Source organism: Mesorhizobium kamtschaticum (assembly GCF_056174585.1).
Window position 1 is genome coordinate 3,616,374 of sequence record NZ_CM149691.1, and the last position, 22,110, is coordinate 3,638,483.

At 64.1% G+C, this 22,110-nt stretch carries 18 protein-coding genes and 1 pseudogene; 7 read left to right on the plus strand and 12 right to left on the minus strand.

Annotated features, from left to right (window positions below; genetic code table 11):
• Positions 1 to 167 precede the first annotated feature (167 nt).
• Both AC0V7N_RS17870 and AC0V7N_RS17875 read left to right on the plus strand, forming a co-directional pair.
• Positions 168 to 1,673: a helicase HerA domain-containing protein gene (locus AC0V7N_RS17870; RefSeq protein WP_496627996.1), complete on the plus strand. Its 1,506-nt coding sequence runs from the start codon at positions 168 to 170 to the stop codon at positions 1,671 to 1,673.
• Positions 1,674 to 1,679: 6 nt separating this feature from the next.
• A complete protein-coding gene (locus AC0V7N_RS17875; protein WP_475459875.1) occupies positions 1,680 to 2,495 on the plus strand; it encodes a sulfotransferase family protein in 816 nt (271 codons plus the stop codon).
• A 34-nt stretch (positions 2,496 to 2,529) separates the two neighbouring features.
• On the opposite strand, the gene AC0V7N_RS17880 is transcribed toward AC0V7N_RS17875, so the two are convergent.
• Positions 2,530 to 2,919, minus strand: a complete 390-nt coding sequence (locus AC0V7N_RS17880; protein ID WP_475460376.1) for a Ros/MucR family transcriptional regulator — start codon at positions 2,917 to 2,919, stop codon at positions 2,530 to 2,532.
• Positions 2,920 to 3,303: 384 nt separating this feature from the next.
• Between AC0V7N_RS17880 and AC0V7N_RS17885 the strand changes: the two genes are divergently transcribed.
• From AC0V7N_RS17885 to AC0V7N_RS17900, 4 genes are all read left to right on the plus strand, one after another.
• Positions 3,304 to 4,173, plus strand: coding sequence for a DUF6502 family protein (locus AC0V7N_RS17885; RefSeq protein WP_475459877.1), 870 nt, complete (start codon positions 3,304 to 3,306; stop codon positions 4,171 to 4,173).
• A complete protein-coding gene (locus tag AC0V7N_RS17890; RefSeq protein ID WP_475459879.1) occupies positions 4,170 to 5,219 on the plus strand; it encodes a DUF5666 domain-containing protein in 1,050 nt (349 codons plus the stop codon). The genes AC0V7N_RS17885 and AC0V7N_RS17890 overlap by 4 nt, the downstream gene beginning before the upstream one ends.
• Positions 5,220 to 5,869: 650 nt before the next feature.
• A complete protein-coding gene (locus tag AC0V7N_RS17895) occupies positions 5,870 to 7,366 on the plus strand; it encodes a glycosyltransferase family 4 protein (protein ID WP_475459882.1) in 1,497 nt (498 codons plus the stop codon).
• Positions 7,366 to 8,187 (plus strand): sulfotransferase family protein, encoded by an 822-nt coding sequence (locus AC0V7N_RS17900; protein ID WP_475459885.1) that lies wholly within the window; start codon positions 7,366 to 7,368, stop codon positions 8,185 to 8,187. The genes AC0V7N_RS17895 and AC0V7N_RS17900 overlap by 1 nt, the downstream gene beginning before the upstream one ends.
• Before the next feature lie 18 nt (positions 8,188 to 8,205).
• On the opposite strand, the gene AC0V7N_RS17905 is transcribed toward AC0V7N_RS17900, so the two are convergent.
• On the minus strand, positions 8,206 to 8,841 hold the full coding sequence (locus AC0V7N_RS17905; RefSeq protein WP_475459888.1) for a class I SAM-dependent methyltransferase: 636 nt from the start codon (positions 8,839 to 8,841) through the stop codon (positions 8,206 to 8,208).
• A gap of 187 nt (positions 8,842 to 9,028) precedes the next feature.
• Between AC0V7N_RS17905 and AC0V7N_RS17910 the strand changes: the two genes are divergently transcribed.
• Positions 9,029 to 10,096: an alpha/beta fold hydrolase gene (locus tag AC0V7N_RS17910; RefSeq protein ID WP_496627997.1), complete on the plus strand. Its 1,068-nt coding sequence runs from the start codon at positions 9,029 to 9,031 to the stop codon at positions 10,094 to 10,096.
• 539 nt (positions 10,097 to 10,635) lie between these two features.
• Here AC0V7N_RS17910 and AC0V7N_RS17915 read toward each other — a convergent pair.
• From AC0V7N_RS17915 to AC0V7N_RS17960, 10 genes and pseudogenes are all read right to left on the minus strand, one after another.
• Positions 10,636 to 11,658, minus strand: a complete 1,023-nt coding sequence (locus AC0V7N_RS17915; protein WP_475460378.1) for an aminopeptidase — start codon at positions 11,656 to 11,658, stop codon at positions 10,636 to 10,638.
• Positions 11,659 to 12,235: 577 nt separating this feature from the next.
• Positions 12,236 to 13,093 carry an IS3 family transposase gene (locus AC0V7N_RS17920; protein WP_475450547.1) on the minus strand — a complete coding sequence of 286 codons (858 nt, stop codon included), beginning with the start codon at positions 13,091 to 13,093 and terminating at the stop codon, positions 12,236 to 12,238.
• A complete protein-coding gene (locus tag AC0V7N_RS17925; protein ID WP_475450548.1) occupies positions 13,090 to 13,497 on the minus strand; it encodes a transposase in 408 nt (135 codons plus the stop codon). The genes AC0V7N_RS17920 and AC0V7N_RS17925 overlap by 4 nt, the downstream gene beginning before the upstream one ends.
• A 144-nt stretch (positions 13,498 to 13,641) precedes the next feature.
• Positions 13,642 to 16,266 carry a hypothetical protein gene (locus tag AC0V7N_RS17930; RefSeq protein ID WP_475459894.1) on the minus strand — a complete coding sequence of 875 codons (2,625 nt, stop codon included), beginning with the start codon at positions 16,264 to 16,266 and terminating at the stop codon, positions 13,642 to 13,644.
• Between the two features lie 240 nt (positions 16,267 to 16,506).
• Positions 16,507 to 16,743, minus strand: a pseudogene (locus AC0V7N_RS17935) (ABC transporter permease); the annotation flags it as partial.
• 7 nt (positions 16,744 to 16,750) lie between these two features.
• Positions 16,751 to 17,593, minus strand: coding sequence for a COG3904 family protein (locus tag AC0V7N_RS17940; protein WP_475459897.1), 843 nt, complete (start codon positions 17,591 to 17,593; stop codon positions 16,751 to 16,753).
• Between the two features lie 9 nt (positions 17,594 to 17,602).
• Complete coding sequence (locus AC0V7N_RS17945; RefSeq protein WP_475459899.1) at positions 17,603 to 17,968, minus strand: Ig-like domain-containing protein; 366 nt, start codon at positions 17,966 to 17,968, stop codon at positions 17,603 to 17,605.
• Between the two features lie 364 nt (positions 17,969 to 18,332).
• Positions 18,333 to 19,313, minus strand: coding sequence for an ABC transporter permease (locus AC0V7N_RS17950; protein ID WP_475459901.1), 981 nt, complete (start codon positions 19,311 to 19,313; stop codon positions 18,333 to 18,335).
• Between the two features lie 258 nt (positions 19,314 to 19,571).
• A complete protein-coding gene (locus tag AC0V7N_RS17955) occupies positions 19,572 to 20,543 on the minus strand; it encodes an ABC transporter permease subunit (RefSeq protein WP_496627164.1) in 972 nt (323 codons plus the stop codon).
• Positions 20,540 to 22,084: a sugar ABC transporter ATP-binding protein gene (locus AC0V7N_RS17960; protein WP_475459908.1), complete on the minus strand. Its 1,545-nt coding sequence runs from the start codon at positions 22,082 to 22,084 to the stop codon at positions 20,540 to 20,542. Before AC0V7N_RS17960 ends, AC0V7N_RS17955 begins: the two co-directional genes overlap by 4 nt.
• Between the last annotated feature and the right edge of the window lie 26 nt (positions 22,085 to 22,110).

Below are 22,110 nucleotides of genomic sequence, written 5' to 3' on the forward strand. Positions count from 1 at the left end.
CATGGTGAACAGGTGGTTACTATCCACAGGCCGGCGACCATCCTTAGGGACCCATCGTTGCCCCTCACGCCTGTGTGCAACACTCCATGGCCGGCCATCGGCGCTCGACGGGCAGCGCCTGGGTTGCTAAGCCCCATGCCGCGCAGGAGACCTTTTTGAGTCGAGACATGACCGTTGCGATCGAGATGGGACACACCAATGCGGGCGCCCCAGCCAACCTCGATCTTGAGGAACTGCTGGCGACCCGCCTTCTGGTGCAGGGCAATTCGGGCTCCGGCAAGTCGCATCTGTTGCGCCGGCTCTTGGAACAGAGCGCGCCCTGGGTGCAGCAGACCATTATCGACCCCGAAGGCGACTTCGTCTCGCTCGGCGAGCGCTACGGCCATCTGGTGATCGATGCCGAGGAGCATACCGAGCGCGGCCTGCAGGCGGCCGGGGAGCGGGCGCGCATCCACCGCGTCTCCACCGTGCTCAACCTCGAAGGGCTCGACGCCGAAAACCAGATGCGGCGCGCCGCCGCCTTTCTCGGCGGGCTGTTCGAGGTTGCCCGCGACCACTGGTATCCGATGCTGGTGGTGGTGGACGAGGCGCAGCTGTTCGCGCCGGCGGTGGCCGGCGAGGTTTCGGACGAAGCGCGCAAACTTTCGCTTGGCGCTATGACCAATCTGATGTGCCGTGGCCGCAAGCGCGGGCTGGCCGGCATCATCGCCACGCAGCGGCTGGCCAAGCTCGCCAAGAACGTCGCGGCGGAAGCCTCCAATTTCCTCATGGGACGCACCTTCCTCGACATCGACATGGCGCGCGCCGCCGATCTGCTCGGCATGGAACGGCGCCAGGCGGAAGCTTTCCGCGATCTGGAGCGCGGGCAGTTCATGGCGCTGGGACCGGCGCTGTCGCGCCGGCCGCTCGGCCTGCGCATCGGCCCGACCGACACCAGCCCGCGCAACGGCACGCCGCGGCTGATGGCGATGCCGGAGGCAGCCCTTGAGGACGCCCGCGCGATTATCCTGGCCGCGCCGCCGCCCGAAACGGCGCGCACGCCGCGCCGGGTGGCGTCACCGGACCTGCTCGACCAGCTGATGGCGGCGAAGTCGGCGGCGCTGGAAATCGGCCCCGAACCGGCGGAGCCGCAAATCAGCGCCGAGGATCTGGCGGAGCGGCGCGAGCGGGTGGACCGCGTGCTGCGCGCCATTCTTGCACAGCCCGACGCGGGTTTTCGCGTGATCGGCGTGCTCTACCAGGAATTCGTGGTGCGCTGCCGCATCGAGGGGCTGGCCTCGGTGGTGCCGGACCTGGCTGAATTTCGCCGCATGCTGACGCGCGCCCGCGCCGGCCTCGGCTCCGACATGGCGGCAGGCGACGACGCCTGGAGGGATGTTTCCGTCCGCGCGTCGCTGCTGCCCGACGACATGCAGGGCGTGTTCATGATGATCGCGCGGGCGGCGAAGGAGGGCTGGCCGTGCCCGAGCGACGCCGCGATCGCGCGCGCCTATGGTTCGCACTCGCTGCGCCGTGCGCGGCGTCTCTTGACCTATATCGAGGAGCAAGGCCTGATCGTGTGCCAGCTCGACGGCACGGGAAAGCGCACCGTGACGTTGGTCGAACTCGCCTGGGCCACGGCGCCCGGCGACCCCAACGCCGAGGAGGTGGAGCAGGGGAGCCTGGCGCTGTGAGGGGCTATGACGCGTTCAACTCCCGGCGGATCGCAGGGGCGGCCTGGCGGCAATGCCGCCCGGGTGCGCATCATGGGGACGCCGCGGTCCGGCACAAATCTCGCCAAGCACCTGGTCGAAACCCATCTCGGCGTGCCCGTGGTCTTCGACCAAGGCTTTTGGAAGCATGGGATCTTTCCGGCCCTGATGAATGGGCGCGACCTCGGATATGGCGACTTGCCCATCATCGTGATGAGCAAGGATCCCATTACCCAGCTTCTGTCATGGTTCCGTTATAGCAGGAACGACAGCCTTTTCCGGCCGGCCAGACATCTCGGACCGTTCCTGAACGGACCTTTCGAAATCAGGCAGGATTTCACGCGGCCCAGGATGGCGTACAGGTTCCGCACGCCTGCCGATTACTGGAACCAGTTCTATTTTGCCATGGAAGCCCTGCGCCGCACCGGTGCGCCGGTGCATTTCGTCAGCTATGAGCAGCTCGTTTCGACGCCGGCGCTTTGCCTTGCTTCGATTTCGCGTTTTCTCGACCTGTCCCCGCCTTTCGACGCCGGCACCACCGTGACCATCCCTCGGCATGCGATCGGTGCCAGCAATGACATCGATCGGCCCGCGGACCCGGCCGCCAGGCAGGGTCCGTTCGATCCCTCACGCGCGGATCTGGCATCGGCGCTCGCCAGGATCGGTTGGCGCAATGCGCGCCGCATCCTGCGCGACATCGACGATGACGTGCTCGATGCGACGGGCCGGGCCGGATTTCGCGAAACCTGCCGGAAGGCGATTGGTCCCGCGGCGATAGCGAGGTCGTTCATCGACTTCTGGTGAGGTTGGTGCGCCGCGCGGCGCGGCTTCCAACCGCCTATTTCTGTTTGCGGCCCAGCCCCATGGATTTGGCGAGTTTCGAGCGCGTCGCGGAATAGTTTGGCGCCACCATCGGGTAGTTGGACGGCAGGTTCCACTTCTTTCGATACTGGTCCGGCGTCAGGCCATAGTTCGTCTCGATATGCCGCTTCAGCGATTTGAAGCGCTTGCCGTCCTCCAGGCAGATGATGAAATCCGGCGTGACGGATTTTTTCACGGGCACGGCATATCTGATCTCGTCGGGCCCGCCATCGGCAACGCCATCCGAAATATTCCGGATCGATGCGTGTATTTTTCCGATGAAGTCGGGAAGCTCGGCGGCGGGAATGGGATTGTTCGAGACATAGGACGAGACAATGTCGGCGGTTATGGAAATGACCGGATCGATATGCTTTCCGTTTCCGAGGCCGGCGCCGGCGGTGACTTCATCAGGCGTTTCTTCGAAAATCCCCCCGGCCCGAACGATGGTTGGTCTGACATAAGGCTTCTTCAAAAGGCTTCTCCTTGACGAGCATGGTCTGGTGGTTACATCTGTCAGATCATAGTTGTGGGAAAATTTCACACGTGTCAACTGGCGTGAGCCAAGATGATTTGGCCAAGTCGAGGCGTCGTTCGCCATCGGGGTGCGGGCAGCCGGAACTGCGCGACAGAAGCACCGCCGATGTCGCTTCTTTGGCCGGCGCCCTTGTGGAAGCATTTCCCACAAGCTATTTTCGGCAGGAATTTCCGAGGGATGGATGATCGATCTCGCGATTGAGAAGTGAAGGCGACGATGAGCAAATCGGCGGGACAATATCTGGATGCCGCGGGCGTCCAGAACGCGTTGAACCGGGTCCTTCGCCCGCTGGTGCGATTGGCCATCAAGTGCGGCGTGACGTTTCCGGCCTTCGTCGATCTGCTGCGCCAGCTCTACGTCAATGTGGCCGAGCATGAATTCGCCTTGCCCGACAAGCAGCAGACCGATTCCAGGGTCAGCCTGCTGACGGGCGTCCACAGGAAGGAAGTCAGCCGGCTGAGAGGGGCGGGCGCTCCGGTGCGGGTGGTGCCCGATTCCGTTTCCAGGACGAGCGCCATCGTCGCGCGCTGGCTTGCCGATCCGCAGTTCGTCGATGCCAAAGGCGTGCCGTTGCCGCTGGCGCGGACGAGCGAGGCGGGCGAGCCGTCCTTCGCCGGCCTGGTGGAATCGGTGACCCGCGATCTCAGGCCGCGAGCCGTTCTCGACGACTGGCTCGACCGGGAGCTGGTCGAAATCGATAGCAAGGATCGCATCGTGCTGATGGAAGGGGCGATGGTGCCGCGCGGCGATGGCGAGGTCCGGCTTTACTATTTTGCCCGCAATCTTGGCGACCATGCGGCCGCCTCGGTCGAGAACGTTCTCGCCGACGCGCCGCCCTTCCTCGAGCGCGCTGTCCACTATGACGGGCTGTCGGAAGACCTTGCCAGGTCGCTCGAGGCCTACAGCCGCGAGATCGCGGTCGAAACGCTGCTGCGCCTCAACAAATACGCAAACCAGGCCATTCAAAGCGATCCGGGCGGCACCAGCCGGTGGAACTGGGGGGTCTATATCCTCACCGCCGACGGCACGTCGCTGGTTGCCGAGGAATCGCCTGAGAACAAGGATGCCGGCGGAGAGACGGCATGAGCGGGAGGCCGACGAGACGGGATTTCCTGACGCTCGCGGCCGCCGTGCCGGCAGTGTTCTTCAGTCCGCTTGCGAGGGCGACCGAACCGTCGAAAGACCAGGGCATTGGCGGCACCGGCTGGACGGCGGGAACCGACGGCGACCAGGGCATCGGCGGCACCGGCATCGTCGGCACGATCCAGCGCTTCGGCAGCATTTTCGTCAATGGCGTGCGGGTTCAGTACCAGCCTGACGTGCCGGTCTGGATCGACGGCGTCCGCGTAGCCCCGAACAGCCTGAAGGTCGGGCATGTCGTGCGCGTCGCGGTGGTCCAAAAAGCCGATCGTGTGATGACCTCCGCCATCCATGTCACCAGCGAGGTGGTGGGACCGATCGAGCGCAAGACCGCCGGCTCGCTACGGGTGCTGGGACAGCAGGTCGACATCAGTCAGCTTGCCGAGGGATCGACGGTCGGGGTGGGCGATATCGTCGCCGTCCACGGCATTCGCCGGCCCGACGGGAAAATCGTCGCCAGCCTGGTGGAGGCCAGGCCGGATGAAACGCACTATCTGGTTCGCGGCCTGGCGGTGGTGCGGTCGGGTGCGTTGCTGGTCGGGCGGCTCAAGATCGGACCCGGATCGTCGCCGCTGGCAAATCGGCGCGTTCAGCTGACCCTCACCAAGGCCACGGGCGGATACAAGATCGTGCATCTGGAGGCGGAAGCGCCGGTGCCGCAGGCCCATGTCGCCGATGTTCTCTATGAGACGTTTCTGCAGCGGCGCGGACAATTGCTGGAATCGGGTCTGGGCGTCGCCGTCGACAATCAGAACGGCGATGTGACATCGACGGCTGCTGTCCGGGCTTTTATCGAGGTCGGGTTTGATCGCGACGGCAATGTCGTGTCGGCGTCGCGCGGGCGAGGTGCCGGCGGGCCGTCGCCGCACCAACCTGGCATGCCTCCCGGCAAGCCCCCCGGCGGGCCGAATGGGCCGGGAGGACCTGGAGGACCTGGAGGACCTGGGGGACCAGGGGGGCCGGGCGGCCCTGGTGGGCCGGGCGGGCCTTAGAGCCTTCATCGTTTCTCGGAAGCCGCACATCGCGTCGTCATCCCTGGGCGAAGCAGGAGCGAAGCTCCGTCGCGGAGACCCTGGGATCCATTCCGTGACCTTAATCGTGGAGTGCAGCGGTGCAGAATTCTGCACCGTAGCAGCGCTTCCGAGTCCCGGCATGGATCCTGGGGTCTGCGCCGCGTCGCTTCGCTCCTTGCTCCGCCCCAGGATGACGAAGCGATGGATGTGCCAGAGTTCTGACGGGCGCGACGATCCGGCCGGTCCGTCCTTTGCGATAGACGGAACCGGCCGGCACAGCCGTACGGGGCTCGTTGGGTAGGGGCGTGAGCTTTTTTGGTACGGCTGCTTTCCGCGGACCATACGGGGGGCGGACGGTCCGCTGAATCCTATGGAATGTCCTAGCTTCCTTTCCTCTCACAGTCGCTGACGGACTCAACATGTGGGAAAATTAACCACAAGTCAACCGTTCGCTCTTGACGTGGGTAAATTTCCCACATACATCAGATCGACGCCTGAGGACGATCATTTCAAACCCTCGGGCCTCGGAACAAGGCAAGACAATCCGAAATGACGCGGCTTGGCCGCCACGGATTTTGTTGCCTCCGGATCGAGTTGATTTTCGGTGAAGCAACCTCGAAGGTAAACCATTGAAAAAACTATATATTGATGCCTCCCTGCCGTTTCGCTGGGGGCCGCATCCGCCAGTGGGCATCCCGCGCGTCGAAACGGCGCTCATCCGTCAGGCGCTGCGATGCAAGGGCTCGCCGGTCGGCTTCTTCATCGTCGATGCTTGGGGGCAGGGTCAAAGGCTCGATGAAACGGAACTTCGCTATCTCCGCCGGCTCGTCGACGGCGATCTGCCGCAACCGATTGGCGGCGAGGGAAGCTCGTATCTGGCGCGGCTGTGGCAAGTGCTGTCGATCATGTGGGAGGCGCCCTTCGCTGCCGGGCGCGAGTTCGATCGCGTGGCGGCGATCTTCCTCTCGGGGTCCGAGATGCGGCGCGGCGTCAAGTTTCAGCTGTCGAAGACGGCCATCCGGCTGTTCAAGATCGTGAAGTCGGCGCTGCGCCCAAGCAGGCTCGATAGCGGAGATCCGCTGAAGGACGAAAACGCCATATGCTTTCTGTCCAGCGCCAGCGTGCACGAACTGGCCTCGGGCAAGTTCGCGGGAAAGAAAGCCAAAAGCGGCATCTTCACCTTGATGCACGACCTCATTCCGATCGACTTCCCGCAATTCGTCGGTCCGCATCACGCGCGCGGTTTCGTCCGCAACACGGCATGGCAGCTGGAGAATGCGCAGCTGCTCGTCTGCGTCTCGAAATACACCGCCGACAGGGTAAAATGCCATGCGAAGGCCTCCGGCGTTGCCCGGGTTCCGCAGGTCGCGGTGGCATCGCCCGGCGCTTTTCTCAGGGAAGGCGTCAGCGACCGGGAAATGTCCATCGAAAAGCAAAACCAGAACCGCAAGTTCGTCCTCTACTGCTCGACGATCGAGATCCGCAAAAACCACATCCTGCTGCTCAAGGTGTGGCACCGGCTTTTGCCGCTGCTGGGAGAGCGGCTGCCGAGGCTGGTGCTGTGCGGCCGCTGGGGCTGGATGTATGAGGAGCTCACCGCCTTCATGGCGCAGCATCCGGAACTTGCCGAGCATGTCCAGTTCCGTTCCAACCTCAGCGACCGGGAGCTGGCGGAGCTCTACCGGGACGCCGAATTCAGCGTCTATCCCTCGGCGGTCGAAGGCTGGGGGCTTGGAGCGGCCGAGTGCCTCGATTTCGGACTGCCGGTGCTGATTTCGGACGCGCCGTCGCTGACTGAGGCGACGCAAGGGCTGATGCCGACCATTCCCGCCCGTGACGTCGAAGCCTGGTGCGCCGCGGTCGCCAAGGCCTGCACCGATCCGGTGTGGCTGGCGGAATTGCGCCACATCATCGCGTCGCGCTACCGCCCGATCCGCGAGCGAGAATTTTTCGCGACCATTGTCGACCATGTCGCGGAAGCCGACGCTGTCGCGGGAGCCGACGCTGTCGCAGGGATCAGCTCAGACGATCTCGCGCCGAGGATTTACGGGCCGCATCCGGCGGCCGGGCAGACCAGGCAGCCCAGCGCATTGGGCGCCGATCAACCGGTATTTCGCGGGGCGTGATGGGAACCATTGTCGATATGTCGACGCTTGGCGGGACGCGGGAGCGCTCCGGCAATATTGCCGTGCGGGTGATGGGGACGCCGCGATCCGGCACCAATCTGGCGAAATATCTGCTCGAACGCTATCTGGGCGTACAAATCGTTTTCGATCACGGCTTCTGGAAACACGGGGTCTTTCCGGCGCTCATGAACGGGCGCGATATACAGTATGGCGACCTCCCCATCGTCGTCCTGAGCAAGGACCCTGTCAGCCAGATCCTGTCGTGGTTCCGCCTTGCCAGGAACGATACGATTTTCAAGCCGAACGGCAATCTCGGTTCGTTTCTCACGCAGCCCTTCGACGTCAGGCAGGATTTCACCGAGCCGAAGCGCATGGAATACAGGTTCCACTCGCCGGCCGATTACTGGAACCAGTTCTATTTCGCCATGGACGCGCTTCGCCGCTCCGGCGCGCCGGTACATTTCGTGCGCTATGAGCAGTTGGTGTCGGACCCTGACGATTGCCTGGGTTCGATCTCGCGTTTTCTCGATCTTGCCTCGTTCTTCGATGCCCGCCGGGTGGTGGCTCTCCCCAGGCACACACTTGGTGCCAGCAACGACTTCGACCCTACGGAAAGCCCTGCGGATGAAAAGGCCTTCGACCCGGCGCGCGCCGAGCTGGCATCGGCGCTGGCCAGGATGGGATGGCGCAATGCCCGCACCATCCTGCGCGCCGTCGACGACGACGTGCTTGATGCCACAGGCCGGGCAGGATTTCGCCAGACCTGCCGCGAGGCGGTTGGCCCGGTGGCGATGCTGAGGTCGCTGGTCGGCTTCTGGTGAGGCGCCGGCGACGGTCGGTCAGCCTGCCGCCGCGATGCCGGCGTGGTGGCTGCCCAATTGCCACAGGGGCAGCGGAAACCGCCCATGCTGCACTTCGATGAGGCGAAAACCCGCCCCGCCGATCAGGCGCAACGGATCGCGGTTGAGATGGCAGCCGCCGGCGATCGATCCCCACAGCCGGTTCAGGCGCTGCTGCCACCGGCGGCAGCGCGGCCCCTCGGCCTGGCCGTGCTCGATGAAGATCAGCCGGCCCGTTGGCTTCAGGATGCGGCGGATTTCGCTGAGCGCGGCTTGAGGGTCGGGAATGGTGCAGAAGGCATAGGTGACGACCACCGTGTCGGCGACGCCATCGGCCAACGGCAGGCTTTCGCCGCCGGCGCGGATGCATTCGACTGGGAAGGGCGAAGCGCTGCTCTTCGGTGCGGCGAGGCCGAGCATGGTGCCGTCGGGATCGATGCCGATCAGCCGCTCGACCCTGGCGGCATCGTAATAGGGCAGGTTGAGGCCCGAGCCGAAGCCGACCTCGACGACGACGCCGTGCGCCCGCGGGATGACGCGCCGGCGCATCCGCGAAAAGGCGCCGGCCGAGCAGCCGGCGTGGACGAAATAGGGGGCGACGCAGCGCGCATACCAGGAGAGGCAGGTCTGGCACATGGTTCAGCCCCCATGCCCGGCGGCAGGGACGCCGTCGGCTAGCGGTTCGGATGTGCGGTGGCTTGATGTATTGACCGGTGACATTTCTCGCTCCAAGGGAGTTGATCGGGCCGGATCGGCTCGAAACCGGGGATAGAAGGCCGGCGTCCCCTCAACGTCCTCTCGCTGGGCGGCCGCGTGCGGACCGATGGAGCTGATACAACTCCGACTTCTGGGTTTTCCGGAGTTCCGGCTGAACGGACGGCCAGTGGAGCTTGGCCTGCGCAAGGCGGCGGCGCTGCTGATCTACCTCGCCGAGGCCGGCGGGCCGGTGGCGCGCGACGTTGCCGCCACGCTGCTGTGGCCCGAGGCCGATGCGGAAGCCGCCCGCGCCCGGCTGCGGCGCACGCTCTACAAGATCCGCATCGCGTTCGGAGAGGAGGTCATATCAGCCAGCGCGACATCGCTGAGCCTGCGCCCGGCGCTGTCGGTCGAGGCCGACTCCCGGGCTTTCGACCATGCCTGCGATGCCGGTCTTCTCGACGATGCTGCCGATCTCTACAGGAACGACTATCTCGCCGGTTTCTCGCTGCTGGATTGTCCCGAATTCGAGGAATGGGTGTTCTTCCGCCGCGAGGCCTTGCGCAGCCGGCTGGTGCAGGCGCTGGAGCGGCTGGTCGAGGCCAAGATCGCCGGCGGCGAACCGCGCGGCGCTGTAGTCCACGCCACGCGCCTTGCCGCCCTCGACCCCTTGAGCGAAAGCGCGCACCGCCATTTGATCCGCGCCCATCTGGCGGCCGGCGACAGGGCGGCGGCCGAGCGCCAGGGCGAAACCTCGACGCGGCTGCTGCGCGACGAACTCGGCGTGGCGCCGGACCCCGCCACGATCGCTTTGCTGCGCGCGAGCGATGCCGAGGTGCCGAGAACCCGCTATATCCAGGTCGACGGCATCCATATCGCCTATCAGACCGTCGGCAGCGGCCCGGCAGATATCGTGCTCGTTCCCGGCTTCATCTCGCATGTCGAGCGCATCTGGGAAGACAGGAGCTGCCGCGCCTGGCTCAATGCCGTGTCGCGGCTCGGCCGGCTGATCCTGTTCGACCGCCGCGGCATGGGCCTGTCCGACCGCGTCGGCGCCCGCCCGACCGTCGAGGCGACCGCGCGCGACATACTGGCGGTGATGGACGCGGCCGGCAGCCGTCGCGCCGTGCTCGTCGGCGCCTCGGAGGGCGGGCCGGGCTGCATCCGCTTTGCCGTCGACCACCCGACCGCCTGACCGGCCTGGTTCTCTGGGGCTCGCTCGCCAAGGGCAGCCACGCGCCCGACTATCCCTTCGCGCTGACATCGGCGCAATACGACCTCTGGCAGCAGCGCCTGCTCGCCGGCTGGGGCGGCCCGGCGGAAATCGAAACCTTTGCGCCTAGCGTCGCCGCCGACCGCCAGGCGCGCGCCTGGTGGGCCGGCCTGCTGAGGGCCGCCTCCAGCCCCGGCGCCGTCGCCGGCCTGCTGCAGGCGCTGCGCGACGCCGATGTGCGCCCGCTGCTGTCAAAGGTCTCGGCCAGGACGCTGGTCCTGCACCGCACCGGCGACCGCGCCGTGCGTGTCGAGGCCGGAAGGTATCTGGCGGCGAGGATACTGGGAGCAAAGTTTGTCGAGGTGGAGGGGAGGATCACTGGTTCTGGGTGGGGGGAGCAGGGGGTGTTGTTGGAGGGGATTCGGGGGATGACGAGCGGACGGTAAGGCCGGCCCCGCTCCCGCGCGCGCCGGCCAGAACCGGCGTTGGTCAGGGTGGCGAGGCCGCCGTGCTGGTCAACGTCAATGACACGTCGTCGCGTTCCTCAGTGCCTCCGCACGGGAAGGCTCGGGCAATGCCGCGACCCGCCGTACGGAAGCATAGAACCTGGGATAATCGCCTGAGCACAAATCATACAGGCGAAGGAACGCCGGAACCTGTTCGCCGTAGACGGACGTCGCGGCGAGCTTTGCGTTGTTGATGGGGCTGTTGAACCAGGCATCGTATCCGCGATATCCGGCCCAGCGCCTGTCGCGCATTTGCCGGTAGCGCACCCGCAGCCTGTCGATCGCGGCTGTTTTGGCGGCAGCCATCTGCTGCGAGGTGCGGGGACTTCCATAGATCTGCCTCAACTCGTCCCGGGTTGTCGCTATCAGTCCGAGAAAATCCGCTTTGCGCTGGCGATCGATTTCGTAACTGCGCAATCCGGCGCGATTGCCGGTGGCGCGCAGCCATTTCCTCACCCCGGTGGTTTCGACGGCGACCGCGAAAGCCTCGTTGAACGCGGAGTCGCCCTTCACATAGATTTTCTGATGCGCCAGTTCATGGAAGATGAGGCCTGCGAGATACATGGCGTCCTGACGCAGCATGGTGCTGAGCAGCGGGTCGCTGAACCAGCCCAGCGTGGAATAGGCGGTGACGCCCGAGACGTAGACGTCCAGGCCTTGTTGCTGCAGTTCGGCAGCACTTTCAGCCGCGGATTTCTGGGAAAAGTAACCCCGGTACGGAACGCAGCCGAAGACCGCAAAGCACCATGTTATCGGCGTGAGCGAGAATTGCGGCGCGGCAAAAACGGCAAGGGTCACGTTATCTCGACCGATGTCGACATAGCTGCGGTAGCTGCTGTTATCGGGGAGCGCCAGCTCATCCGTGGCAAAGCGACGTATGGCGCTCGCCGACGTCAACTTCGTGCGCAGTGCCACAGGCGTCGAGGGATCGTGGATGAGCTTTCCGACATTTTTCCGCGCGGCCATGATCTGCACATGGCCCTCCAGCGCCTGCGCGTAGTAGGAGACGCTGGTGCAGCCGGCCACGCCGGACGCCATGACCACGGCGGCAAGCAATCGAAAAAAGCGCTTCACAGCTTGCCCACCGCCTGCTCGTCGTCCATGGCGCGAATGCCCCATTTGCCCTCGTGTCAGGCGCACCGATTTTCGTCAAGACCTGGCGGGGGCAGCCTTTCGAATTGGCAGGACAGGCAAGGTGGCCATTCGCGACCGTCGCGCCCAGCGTCGCTGCCGACCGCCAGACGCGCGCCTGGCGGGTCGGCCTGCTCAGAGCCGCCCCAATCCCGGCGCGGTCGCCGGCCTGCTGCAAGCGCTGCGCGACGCCGATGTGCGGCCGCTGCTGTCAAAGGTCGCGGCCAAGACGCTGGTCCTCCACCGCACGGGTGACCGCGCGATGCGGGTCGAGGCCAGACGGTATCTGGCCGCGCGGATTGCGGGGGCGCGGTTTGTCGAGGTGGAGGGGAGGATCACTGGTTCTGGGTGGGGGAGCAGGGGGTACTGCTGGAGAGGATCGGGGGGATGGTGCGGGGTGGGTGAGCGACCGATAAGCGACGAAAAGAGTGCACTGGACTGCACCCCGAGGGTGAGACACGGTAATTTCTGTGACAGGTTGTTTTCATTTAGAGTTTAGGGCTAGCGCGAAGTTGGCTTCGAATTCAAGCGGCGGGCAGTAACCGAGGGCGGAGTGGAGGCGCTCGGTGTTGTAAATGGTGTCGATGAAGACGCTGATGAAACGTCTTGCGTGCTCGATGTTCTTGAAGCGGCGTCCGTCGACTTCTTCGGTCTTGAGGGTCTTCATGAAACTCTCGGCTTTGGCATTGTCATAGGGATTGCCGGGCCTGCTCATGCTGACGGTGATGTCGTGGCCAGCGAGGCGCTGGCGATAATCGGTCGAAGCATATTGCACGCCACGATCAGAATGATGAATGAGGCTGGCGGGTCTGGGCTTGCGATCGGCAAGTGCGTGCTCCAACGCTGCCACGGCAAGGGAGGCATCGAGGTTGGGAGCCAGCGCCCAGCCCACGACCTTGCGCGAGAAGCCGTCGAGAATGACGGCGAGATAGGCGAAGGCCTCGCGCAGGCGAATATAAGTGATATCCGCCACCCAGATCTGGTCCGGCCCCGAAGGCACCAGGCCACGCAACAGATTGGGCACAATGAGAAAGCCATGGCGGCTGTCCGAAGTGGGTGGCGCAAAAGGCTTGCGGCGCATCGCGATCAGGTTGTCCTCGCGCATAAGCCGCTGAACCCGCTTGGCATTTACAACCATGCCTGAACGCCTGAGCACGGCCGTGATACGGCGGTAGCCATAGAACCGGTGGCGCAGGCTGAGTAATTGGATATGGCTCGTCAGTTCTACATCGGCTTCGCGCGGGGCACGGGCCTCGAAGCGGCGATAATAACTCGCCCGGGACACGCCGGCGAGTTTGCACAGATGCTGAACGTCAACTTTGCCGGCGTCAGATGCCGTCATGGCTTCGATGACTTCCGTGAGACGGGCGCGATTGAGCCTTGCCGATCCGCCGCGTCCAAGGCGCGCAAGGCTTTGTGAAAAAAATCGATATCGAGCGCCTGTTGTCCGATCTTGCGTTCAAGCTCGGCGATCTTCACGCGCGCCTTGGCCAGTTCGCCGCTGCTGCCTTTTGCCGCCGGTTCAGCCAACGGGCGTAACTTACGCCGACCGGGTTTGGGACCGCGCTTACGGTTCAATCCCGCAGGCCCATGCAGCTCCCACGCCTTGCGCCAGTCATGCAGAAGTTTGCGTGAAACGCCGAGTTCGCGGGCCAAAGGCAACACGGCCTCGCCCGCCTCAAGCCGCTTGATCGCCGCTAACTTAAATGCCGTCGGAAACGTTCTGAACGTCATTCTGTCTGTCATAGGTCATCCTCCAGGATAACCTGTCACAGAAATTACCGTGTCTCACCCTCGGGGTGCAGTCCAGCACTGTCACCGTAATTCCCGTGCCCAAATGATCGTGAGCCCTGTGACGGGGCATGACATCGGGCCGTTAGGCATGCGAGGTCAGGTCCTTCGAACCAGGCCGGCGAACCCTGCCACGGCTAAAGTCGTTATGACCCAGCCGAAGGCGATGTAGAACCACAGCCCGATGCGCAGCGCCAATCCGCACGGCCACGGCGGGGTTCCGCATTCGTTTTCGGCGGCCGGGCGCCAGGCATCCCTTTGCTGCAGGGACAGGATGGGAACCAGCATGTCCACCGAATAGGCGATCGGGTTGAAGCGCGGATATCCCATTGGAAGTGGGTGGTGCGCGGCCCATTCGATCCGCGCCGGATCGTTCGTCGGCACCATCAGGGCATCGGCGCCCAGATAGAAGGACACCGACATGATCGCAACCAGCGGTACGACCGCGACAAGAGCACGTTGCGGCTGATAGCCATATCCCATGGCCCAACCATAAAGCCATGAAAGCCATCGGCGGACGCGTGGTTCGATCTTGCGGGTTGCCGCGCGCTCCTTGGCCAGCAGAACCGTTCGCGCGTCGCGCTCGCGCCCCTGTTGACGCAGGATTTTGGTCATTTGCTCGAACGGCTGCCAGGACGGCGCTGCGGTGCCCGAATCAGGCTGCAGCGCGATCCATCGCAGGCGCTCGTGCGGTGTCAGCGGCATCAAGCGCGTGTAGCTCAGACCATCCAGAAGCAGCCGTGACGGTCGAGGCCAGGAGGGTTCATCGTCTTCGATGCCATGCACCTCGGCGCCGCGCAGATCGACTGTTCCGTTGGTGCGAAACTTATCGTTCAGATAAAGTGATCCCTTTACGCTAGCACGGCGCAGTGACAGCGTGGTCCCGCGCCGATGGAGGAGTTGCGCCTCGGACAGATCGACGTCATCTCCAATGCTCGCATATGAGAGATCGAGTGTTCCGAGAAGGCGCGTGTGTCCCCACGGCCCGCGCATCGAAGCGTAAAATTCGCCACCGATTTTGGCGGCCCGAAACGACAGGGCGCTTCCGGCTCGACCATGCATCCGACAAGGGCCCAATTCTACGTTGCCGGCAATCGAAGCGCGGTTGAAGGCGACTTTGCCACGCGAGACGAAGCCGTCGGCGAGGCTGAGTCCTCCGCCGATGGTCGTGCTGTCCGCATTGAGAGCCATTCCGCCATCGACTGAGATTGTCGACCCGGAGAGATCAAGGTTTCTGGCAATCAATGCCGAGGCAAGGCTGAATCGACCTGAGCATGTGGACTTTCGTGCGGCGATCGAGCCGTTGCAGCGTCCATTATCGAACACCAGAGCGGTACCGGTCGAGGCGGTAAGCTCCGCGCCATCCAGCATGATATCCGATCCGGTGGTGCCGTATTGAAAATCAATGCCATTGATCTTGGCGTTTTGCAGATCGGCGAAGCCGCCGATCCTTGCGGAGCGCAATGCCAGCGCGGTGCCTTTCGGCACGCGGATGGTGATGGATTCGGCGCGAAGATCGCTGGCGAGCGACAGATAAGCGAGGTTGACTCGGCCGGTGATGTCGGCGCCGTTGAGATACATCGACCCTCCGCAATCGAGCGCAACGCCAAGCAGCGTGGTGTCCTGCTCGGAGACCAGTTTCGCGTTGGTGAATTCGATGTCGTTGGCGATTTTGGCCCGGGTCAGCACTACGCGACCGGTCAGGTCGAGCCCATTCGCTCTCAATCGACCTCGAACCGTCGCATCGAAAAGATCCAGGGCGTCCTTGCGGGATGCGCGGATTTGCGTGCCGGTGAGATCGAGATTACCGCCGACGACCGAGTTCTGCACCACCACTGGGCCGACAACCCCCGCCGTTGAACCATCCGCCGTCGCCATGTCTCGCCGCAGCAGAACCGACTTGGCAATGGACGACCCGTAGATGAGCAACGCGGGCAAGTCGCCGCGCGACGCGAGCCGCGCCGCTTGCATGTCGAGCGAGCCGGCGATTTCGGATTCATAGATACGCACGCCGCCGAGCCCACGGAAGCCGCGGCGAAGGAGCACGGAGCCACCGATCTTGGTAAGTTCAATGAGCAAGCAATTCGTTTTTGCAAAGATTGTGCCTTCGCCTTCGAGGTTTCGCTGAATCGTGGCCCCGAAAATGCGGACCCCGTTGAGTGCCAGGAACTCTCCGGTCATAATGAGCGCGCCGCCGATGGAGGCGCCTTGGAGATTGAGCGATGGACCGTCGCGTCCTCGAAGTTGCGACCCGAACAATCGAAGATTGTCCTTGAGACGGCAGCCGCGCAGGGACACGCGGCCTTCGAATCGCGTTTCACTGAGAATGAGCGATCCGGATATCTCTATCTGGTCTGCGGTCACCGCCTGCATCTGGCACGTGAAAAAGCGTAGATGCGGAAGCTTGGCGTTGGAGAAATCGACGTCTTGGTCGAAAGAGCAATGCTCGAAGATGACCGGGAAGTCGATATTGACGAATTGAAGCTCGAGAGCGCCTTCGATCTCACTCTTGACCATGCGGATGCCGCGGGCATGGACATATTTCGCGCACGCGACGTCTGTGCAAAGCCAGCGAATGACCACCGCACGGATGGGACCCGTCGGGCCAGTTGGATCGTCGCCGACAAAGTCCGCGCCTGCCGATACGGCTTCGACAAAACGGAGTTCGACTTCCGACAATTCATTGAACTGCTTGCGCGCCAATTGTTGCAAAGATGCGGCCACGACTTTCCCCCGACAATTGTCAATCCAGGCGCTAGTTCACATGCAAGATGTACGATTGCCACGTGCGATTGAACAGAGGAAGCACATGCCGCATTCGTTCTTTTCATGCGATGTGCCGAAAGCGGTACGAATAGACCTGAAGCGCTAGGCAACTTCAAGGGCTGAACTTGAAGAGCAAGCAACAGCTATCGACTCGTGCCTTTTGGAGCAGAGATACGCAGACCTGCCCGACAAGGCCCCCTACCTCTCCTCCACAATCCGCAAATAAGCCGCCGTCACGAACAGCACGATCAGCCCAAACAAAATCCGTCTCGCCCCCTCCGGCATCTGCAAAATCGTCAGCAGCGTCGTCAGCACAGTGAGGATGAGTGCGCCGATGATGGTGCCGGTGTAGCCGCCGCGGCCGCCGAAGATGGAGGTGCCGCCGATCACGGCGGCGGCGACCGAGGGCAGCACCAGCGGTTCGGCGAGCGACAGATCGCTCTCACTGCACGATGTCCGTCGCGGGCGGAGCGGCCGGATGCGTCATGCCGGTTCCGCTGATGATGTAGCCCGGGTCATCGGCGTACGCGAAGACCTTTGTAATGATGCCTGATTTCAGAGCCTCGGCACTTTGGACCCAGTAAAAACCGTAAGGTGTCGCCAGTCCCATCATGGCGAACACATCCTGGCTGCTGACGCCCATGTCTTTGAAATAGCTGGAAAGCATCGACTTCAACTCAGGGTCGGACCGCGTCGAAATTGCGTTAAGGTCTCTCTTTGCTTCCTGCTCGGGCCCTCTGTAGCCGTTGATCGTTACTTGATGAAGGCCGATGCGGGCATTGACAGCCGCAGCGCGGATCTGGCCGCCCATGAAGGCTAGCGGGCAAGCCGAGAAGCAGTAGGCGCCCCCTGAATGGACCTCGCCTTGCGACCAGCCGTTCTCGACGATTTTTTCGGGACAGCGCGGCACCAGCATCGGGCAGCCGTTCAGCTGCGTTCTGCCCACTGCTGTTTCCAGGCCGGCGCTCCGGATCATGCGTCCAATCGCTAGCGCGGCAGCCACGTCCCCGCCGGGAGACTGAAATACCACAGGCAGTTTCTTGCCCTTCAGCCGCTTCAGAAATGTCTTGAACCGTCTGGCGGTGTCGCGTGTTATGGCCCCTTCGGCTGATATCCATTGAACGCAGGTTTGCGTGCAATCGCCGTTGCGAACCAGAGCGAAATTCATCGGCCACTCGCCGGGCGCCTGCTGTTTCCCGGCGGCCGACGCTATCGCAGCCAAGGATATAAGAGATGCGGCGACGCTCAGGCAAAAGGCCGATAGCAAAGCAACGCGAATTGCCATGATGATTGTTCAGTCAACCTTCATGGTCATGGTGATTGTCGACTGGCCGTGATTGATCTGGCTTTTGCCGGTGGCGGCGAAGACAAAAGTGTCGGTGCCCTTGTAGCCGTTTTGCGCCTGATAGGCGATGGTCGAGCGGTTGGGGAGGGTGACCACTCCATGCTTAGGGCGGGAAACGATTTTTAGACTGAGGGTACCGCTGGCGTTCATGGGAAATACGCATTTTTGCCCGCTGTGAACCATGGCGCTGCCATTGGTGTCCACGCCGAGCCAGAAACGCAATTGCCACGGACATTCGAGCGCATGGGCGGGTGCTGCAAGGCCCACGGCGAGAAGGCTCGCGAGGGCAAGGGCTGAAAGTCTGGCGGGAATCATGGGATAGCGCTTTCTTGCCAAAAGAGATTTGATTGAAACTCGAATGCCACGTGGCGATTTGGTTTCCGAAGGGCGGATGCAACAGCTTTTCGAAATCACCAGTCTAAAGAGGGTGCAGCATCCAACGAATGTCCTCGGGCTTCTGAATTGTCTGGGCCGTCAAAAGATAGCGCCAGCTTTTTCTCGAATTTTTTGCCATACTAATCAGCCCCCGTTTCTGGACGCGGATTTCTGCATATTGGCGGTATTTCGCGCAATAGATTTATTCAGTATTTGAAATTTTGGTCGTGAATTGGACGCGCTTGTCGCTGTCTTGTGGCCTTGTTTGTTATCTCCATAGGCCGCCATCTTGGCTCTTCTGGTATTACCGCTCCTCGACAATCCGTAAATAGGCCGCCGTCACGAACAGCACGATCAGTCCGAACAATATCCGTCTCGCCCCCTCCGGCATCTGCAAGATCGTCAGCAGCGTCGTCAGCACGGTCAGGATCAGGGCACCGATGATGGTGCCGGTGTAGCCGCCGCGGCCGCCGAAGATGGAAGTGCCGCCGATAACGGCGGCAGCCACCGAGGGCAGCACCAGGGGTTCGGCCAGCGACAGGGAAGGGGCCTTGATCAGGCCGATGTAGAGCAGGCCGGTGATGCCGGCGAGCAGGCTTGATGTGACGTAGAGCGCGGTGATGACCTGCCAGTATTGCACGCCCGACAGGCGCGTTGCGCGCTCATTGTCGCCGACGGCGTAGAGCAGGCGGCCGAAGCCGGTGCGGGCGAGCGTGAAGACGATCAGGGCCGCCAGCGGTATGAACAGCAGCAGCGCGTTGGGGAAGCCGTAGGTGACGCCGGTGCCGAGCCAGGCGAGGAAGTCGGGGATTTTGGCGCCCGACGCGATCACCGTGCGCTGGTAGACCTGCAGGCAGCCGGTGCCGATCAGGCTGGTGCCCAGCGTCATGATCAGCGGGTGGACGCGGAAGACGCCGACGCCGATGCCGTTGACGAGGCCGATCAGCAGCGCCGGCATCATCGCCAAGAGGAAGGCCACCGCCGGGTCCTGGCTGACGATCTGCGTCGCCATGATGAAGGCGCTCATCGTCGCCACCGTGCCGACCGAGAGGTCGATGCCGCCGGTCAGCATGGTCATGGTCTGGCAGCCGGCGAGGATCGCCAGCGGAATGGCGAATTTGATGGTGTTGCCGATCCAGCGCTCGTTGACGATGCCGGGGCGCAGGATCTGCAGGATCGCCACCAGGATGACGAGCAGGATGATCAGCGGGACGAGCGGGCGGTCGGCCATGAAGCGTTTTATGCGGCGGCCGATGGGGACGGGGGTGATCGCGGTGGTGCTCATTGGGTGGGTCCGGTTCGCGATGGGGTAATGTTCTCGGAGGATAGCGCTCTACGGCGCCCCCCTCTGGCCTGCCGGCCATCTCCCCCTCTAGGGGGGAGATCGGACGGCACGATGGCTTTCGCCAATTGTCTACGTTGCAAGAAGGAGTGAGGCGCTGAAACTGCCAATCTCCCCCTTTGAGGGGGAGATGTCCGGCAGGACAGAGGGGGGCTCGTAGAGCGCCAACCCCATCCCGCTTCGCCACCATCACGTCCCTCATCATTGCCGCCCCCGCATCGTGATGAACGCGCCGAACATCACCACGGCGACCATGATGGCGCCCTCGATGATGGCGGTGACGTTGGGGTCGATGGCGAGCAGCGTGAGATCCGTGCGCACCAGGCGCAGCACGAAGACGGCGACGATGGGGCCGAGCAGGCCGCCCTTGCCGCCGCCGAGCGCGACGCCGCCCAGCACCACGGCGGCGACGCTGGCGAGCAGATAGGGGCCGGGGATGGGCGCGCCGATGCCGGTGCTCATGGTCAGCGCCAGCCCGCCAAAGGCGGCGAACAGGCCCGACAGCGCATAGGCGATGATGCGGGTGCGCTTGACCGGCACGCCTGAGCGGAACGCCGCCAGTTCGCTCGAGCCGATGGCGTAGATGGAGAGGCCGAGGCGCAAGCGCCTGAGCGGGATCCAGATGACGCAGAGGCAGACGATCAGCACCAGCAGCGCCTTGGGCAGCCAGGCGTCGATGGCGTCGGGCAGGCCCGGTATCGGCACGGTGCCCGAAATCAGCGCCTTCAGCCATTCGGCGGCGGCACCGCCGGGCGCATCGAGCACCAGCAGAGCGGCGCCCTGCAGCACGAACAGCATGGCCAGCGTGACGACGATGTCGGGCACGCGAGTGACGACGATCAAGAGGCCGTTGAGCGCGCCAAGGACAAAGCCCATGGCGAGCACGAAGGGCACGACGAACAGCGCGTATTCTTCGGAAGCGCCCGCCATCATCGAGGCGGCGGTGACGCTGGTCAGCGCCATCATGGCGGCGACCGACAGGTCGATGCCGCCGGCGAGGACCACCACGGTCTGCGCGGCGACGGCAAAGGCGTAGGGCAGCACGGCCCGCGCGAGCGAGCCGAAATCACCGCTGCCATAGGCCGGCTGGATGATCTTCGTGGCGATGAAGAGCACGATGAGGAGGGCGAGCAGGCCGACGACCCAGCCCTGGCGGCGCAGGAAGTGGTTCATGGCGTCGCCCCCGGCTCGGCATTCGCCGTGGGATCAGCCAGAATACCGATATCGGCCTTGGCGCCGCGCGGCAGGCCGTAGGCGGCGCGCATCAGGGCCGGCTCGTCGGCCTCCTCGACCGGAAAGATATCGACCAGGCGGCCGCCGAAGATGACGATGACGCGGTCGCAGACGCGCTGCACCTCTTCCAGCTCCGAGGTGTAGAACAGCACCGACTTGCCGTGGCCGGCAAGCTCACGCAGCAGACGATAGATCTCCTGCTTGGTGCCGACATCGATGCCGCGCGTCGGGTCAAAGCACAGGATGGTGCGCGCGTCCGCCGCGATCCAGCGGGCAATGGTCACCTTCTGCTGGTTGCCGCCGGACAGGCGCTGTACCTCGCCTTGCGCGCGGGTGTCGATCTGCAGCCGCTCGATGGCGCTGAGCACCGTGTCGCGCTCCTTGCGCATATTGATCGGCCCCCAGTTGCGCAACGCGGCGCTGAAGGGCAAGGCGATGTTCTCGCGCACCGAGCGCTGCATGGCGAGCGCCTCGGAACGGTCGCCCGGCACATAGGCGATGCCGGCGCGGATGGCGTCGATCGGGTGCGAGAATTTCACCTGAGAGCCATCGACCTCAATGGTACCGCCCGAGGGCCGGATCGAACCGGCCAGCGCCGCGAACAGCTCGTCCTGGCCCTGGCCTTCGAGCGCGACGACGCCGGCGACCTCGCCATCCCTGAGATCGAAGGAGACGTCGCTGAGCTTGCTGCCGACGCGCAGGTTGCGCACGGCCAGACGCGGCCGGGCAGGGGCGGGCGCCGCCTTCTCGGCGGCGCTGCGGGCGGCGACATGGGTCTTGACGATGCGGGTGCCGAGCATCAGCTCGACGATCTTTTCCTCGACGCCCGGCACGATGTCGACGACACCGACGGTCTCGCCGTCGCGTAGCACGGTGGCGCGGTCGCAGAGCGCGGAGATTTCGACGAAGCGGTGCGAGATGAAGATCACCGCGCGGCCGGCGTCGCCCTGGCGGCGCACCACTTCCAGCACCTTTTCGGCAAGGTTGGCGGGCAGCGCCGCCGTCATCTCGTCGAGCAGCAGCACGTCGGGCTCGACGGCCAGCGCGCGCGCCAGGTCCAGCACGCGCAGCACGGCCAGCGGAATGTCGCGCGCGGTGTCGCGTATGTCGAGGTCGGGAATGCCGAGCTCACGCACCCAGGCGCGGAACGGCTCGACCGGCGTGCCGGTGAGCCTGAGATTGGAGAGCACATCGAGATCGGGGATCAGCGACGGCTCCTGGTAGACGGGCAAGAGGCCGGCACGGCGCGCGGCGGCGGGCGAACGGATGTCGCGCGCCTCGCCGCGGATCAGGATGCGGCCGGAGTTCGCCGAGATCGCGCCGGTCAGGATCTTCACCAGCGTCGACTTGCCGGCGCCATTGGCGCCCATCAACGCATGCACCTCGCCCGGCAGCACGGAGAGCGACGCGTTGCGCAGCGCTGCGACCGCGCCGTAGTTTTTGGCGACGCCTGACGCGTCTAGGAGGGGGCTGGTGGTCAAATGGTTTGGGTCTCGGGTCAATCTGT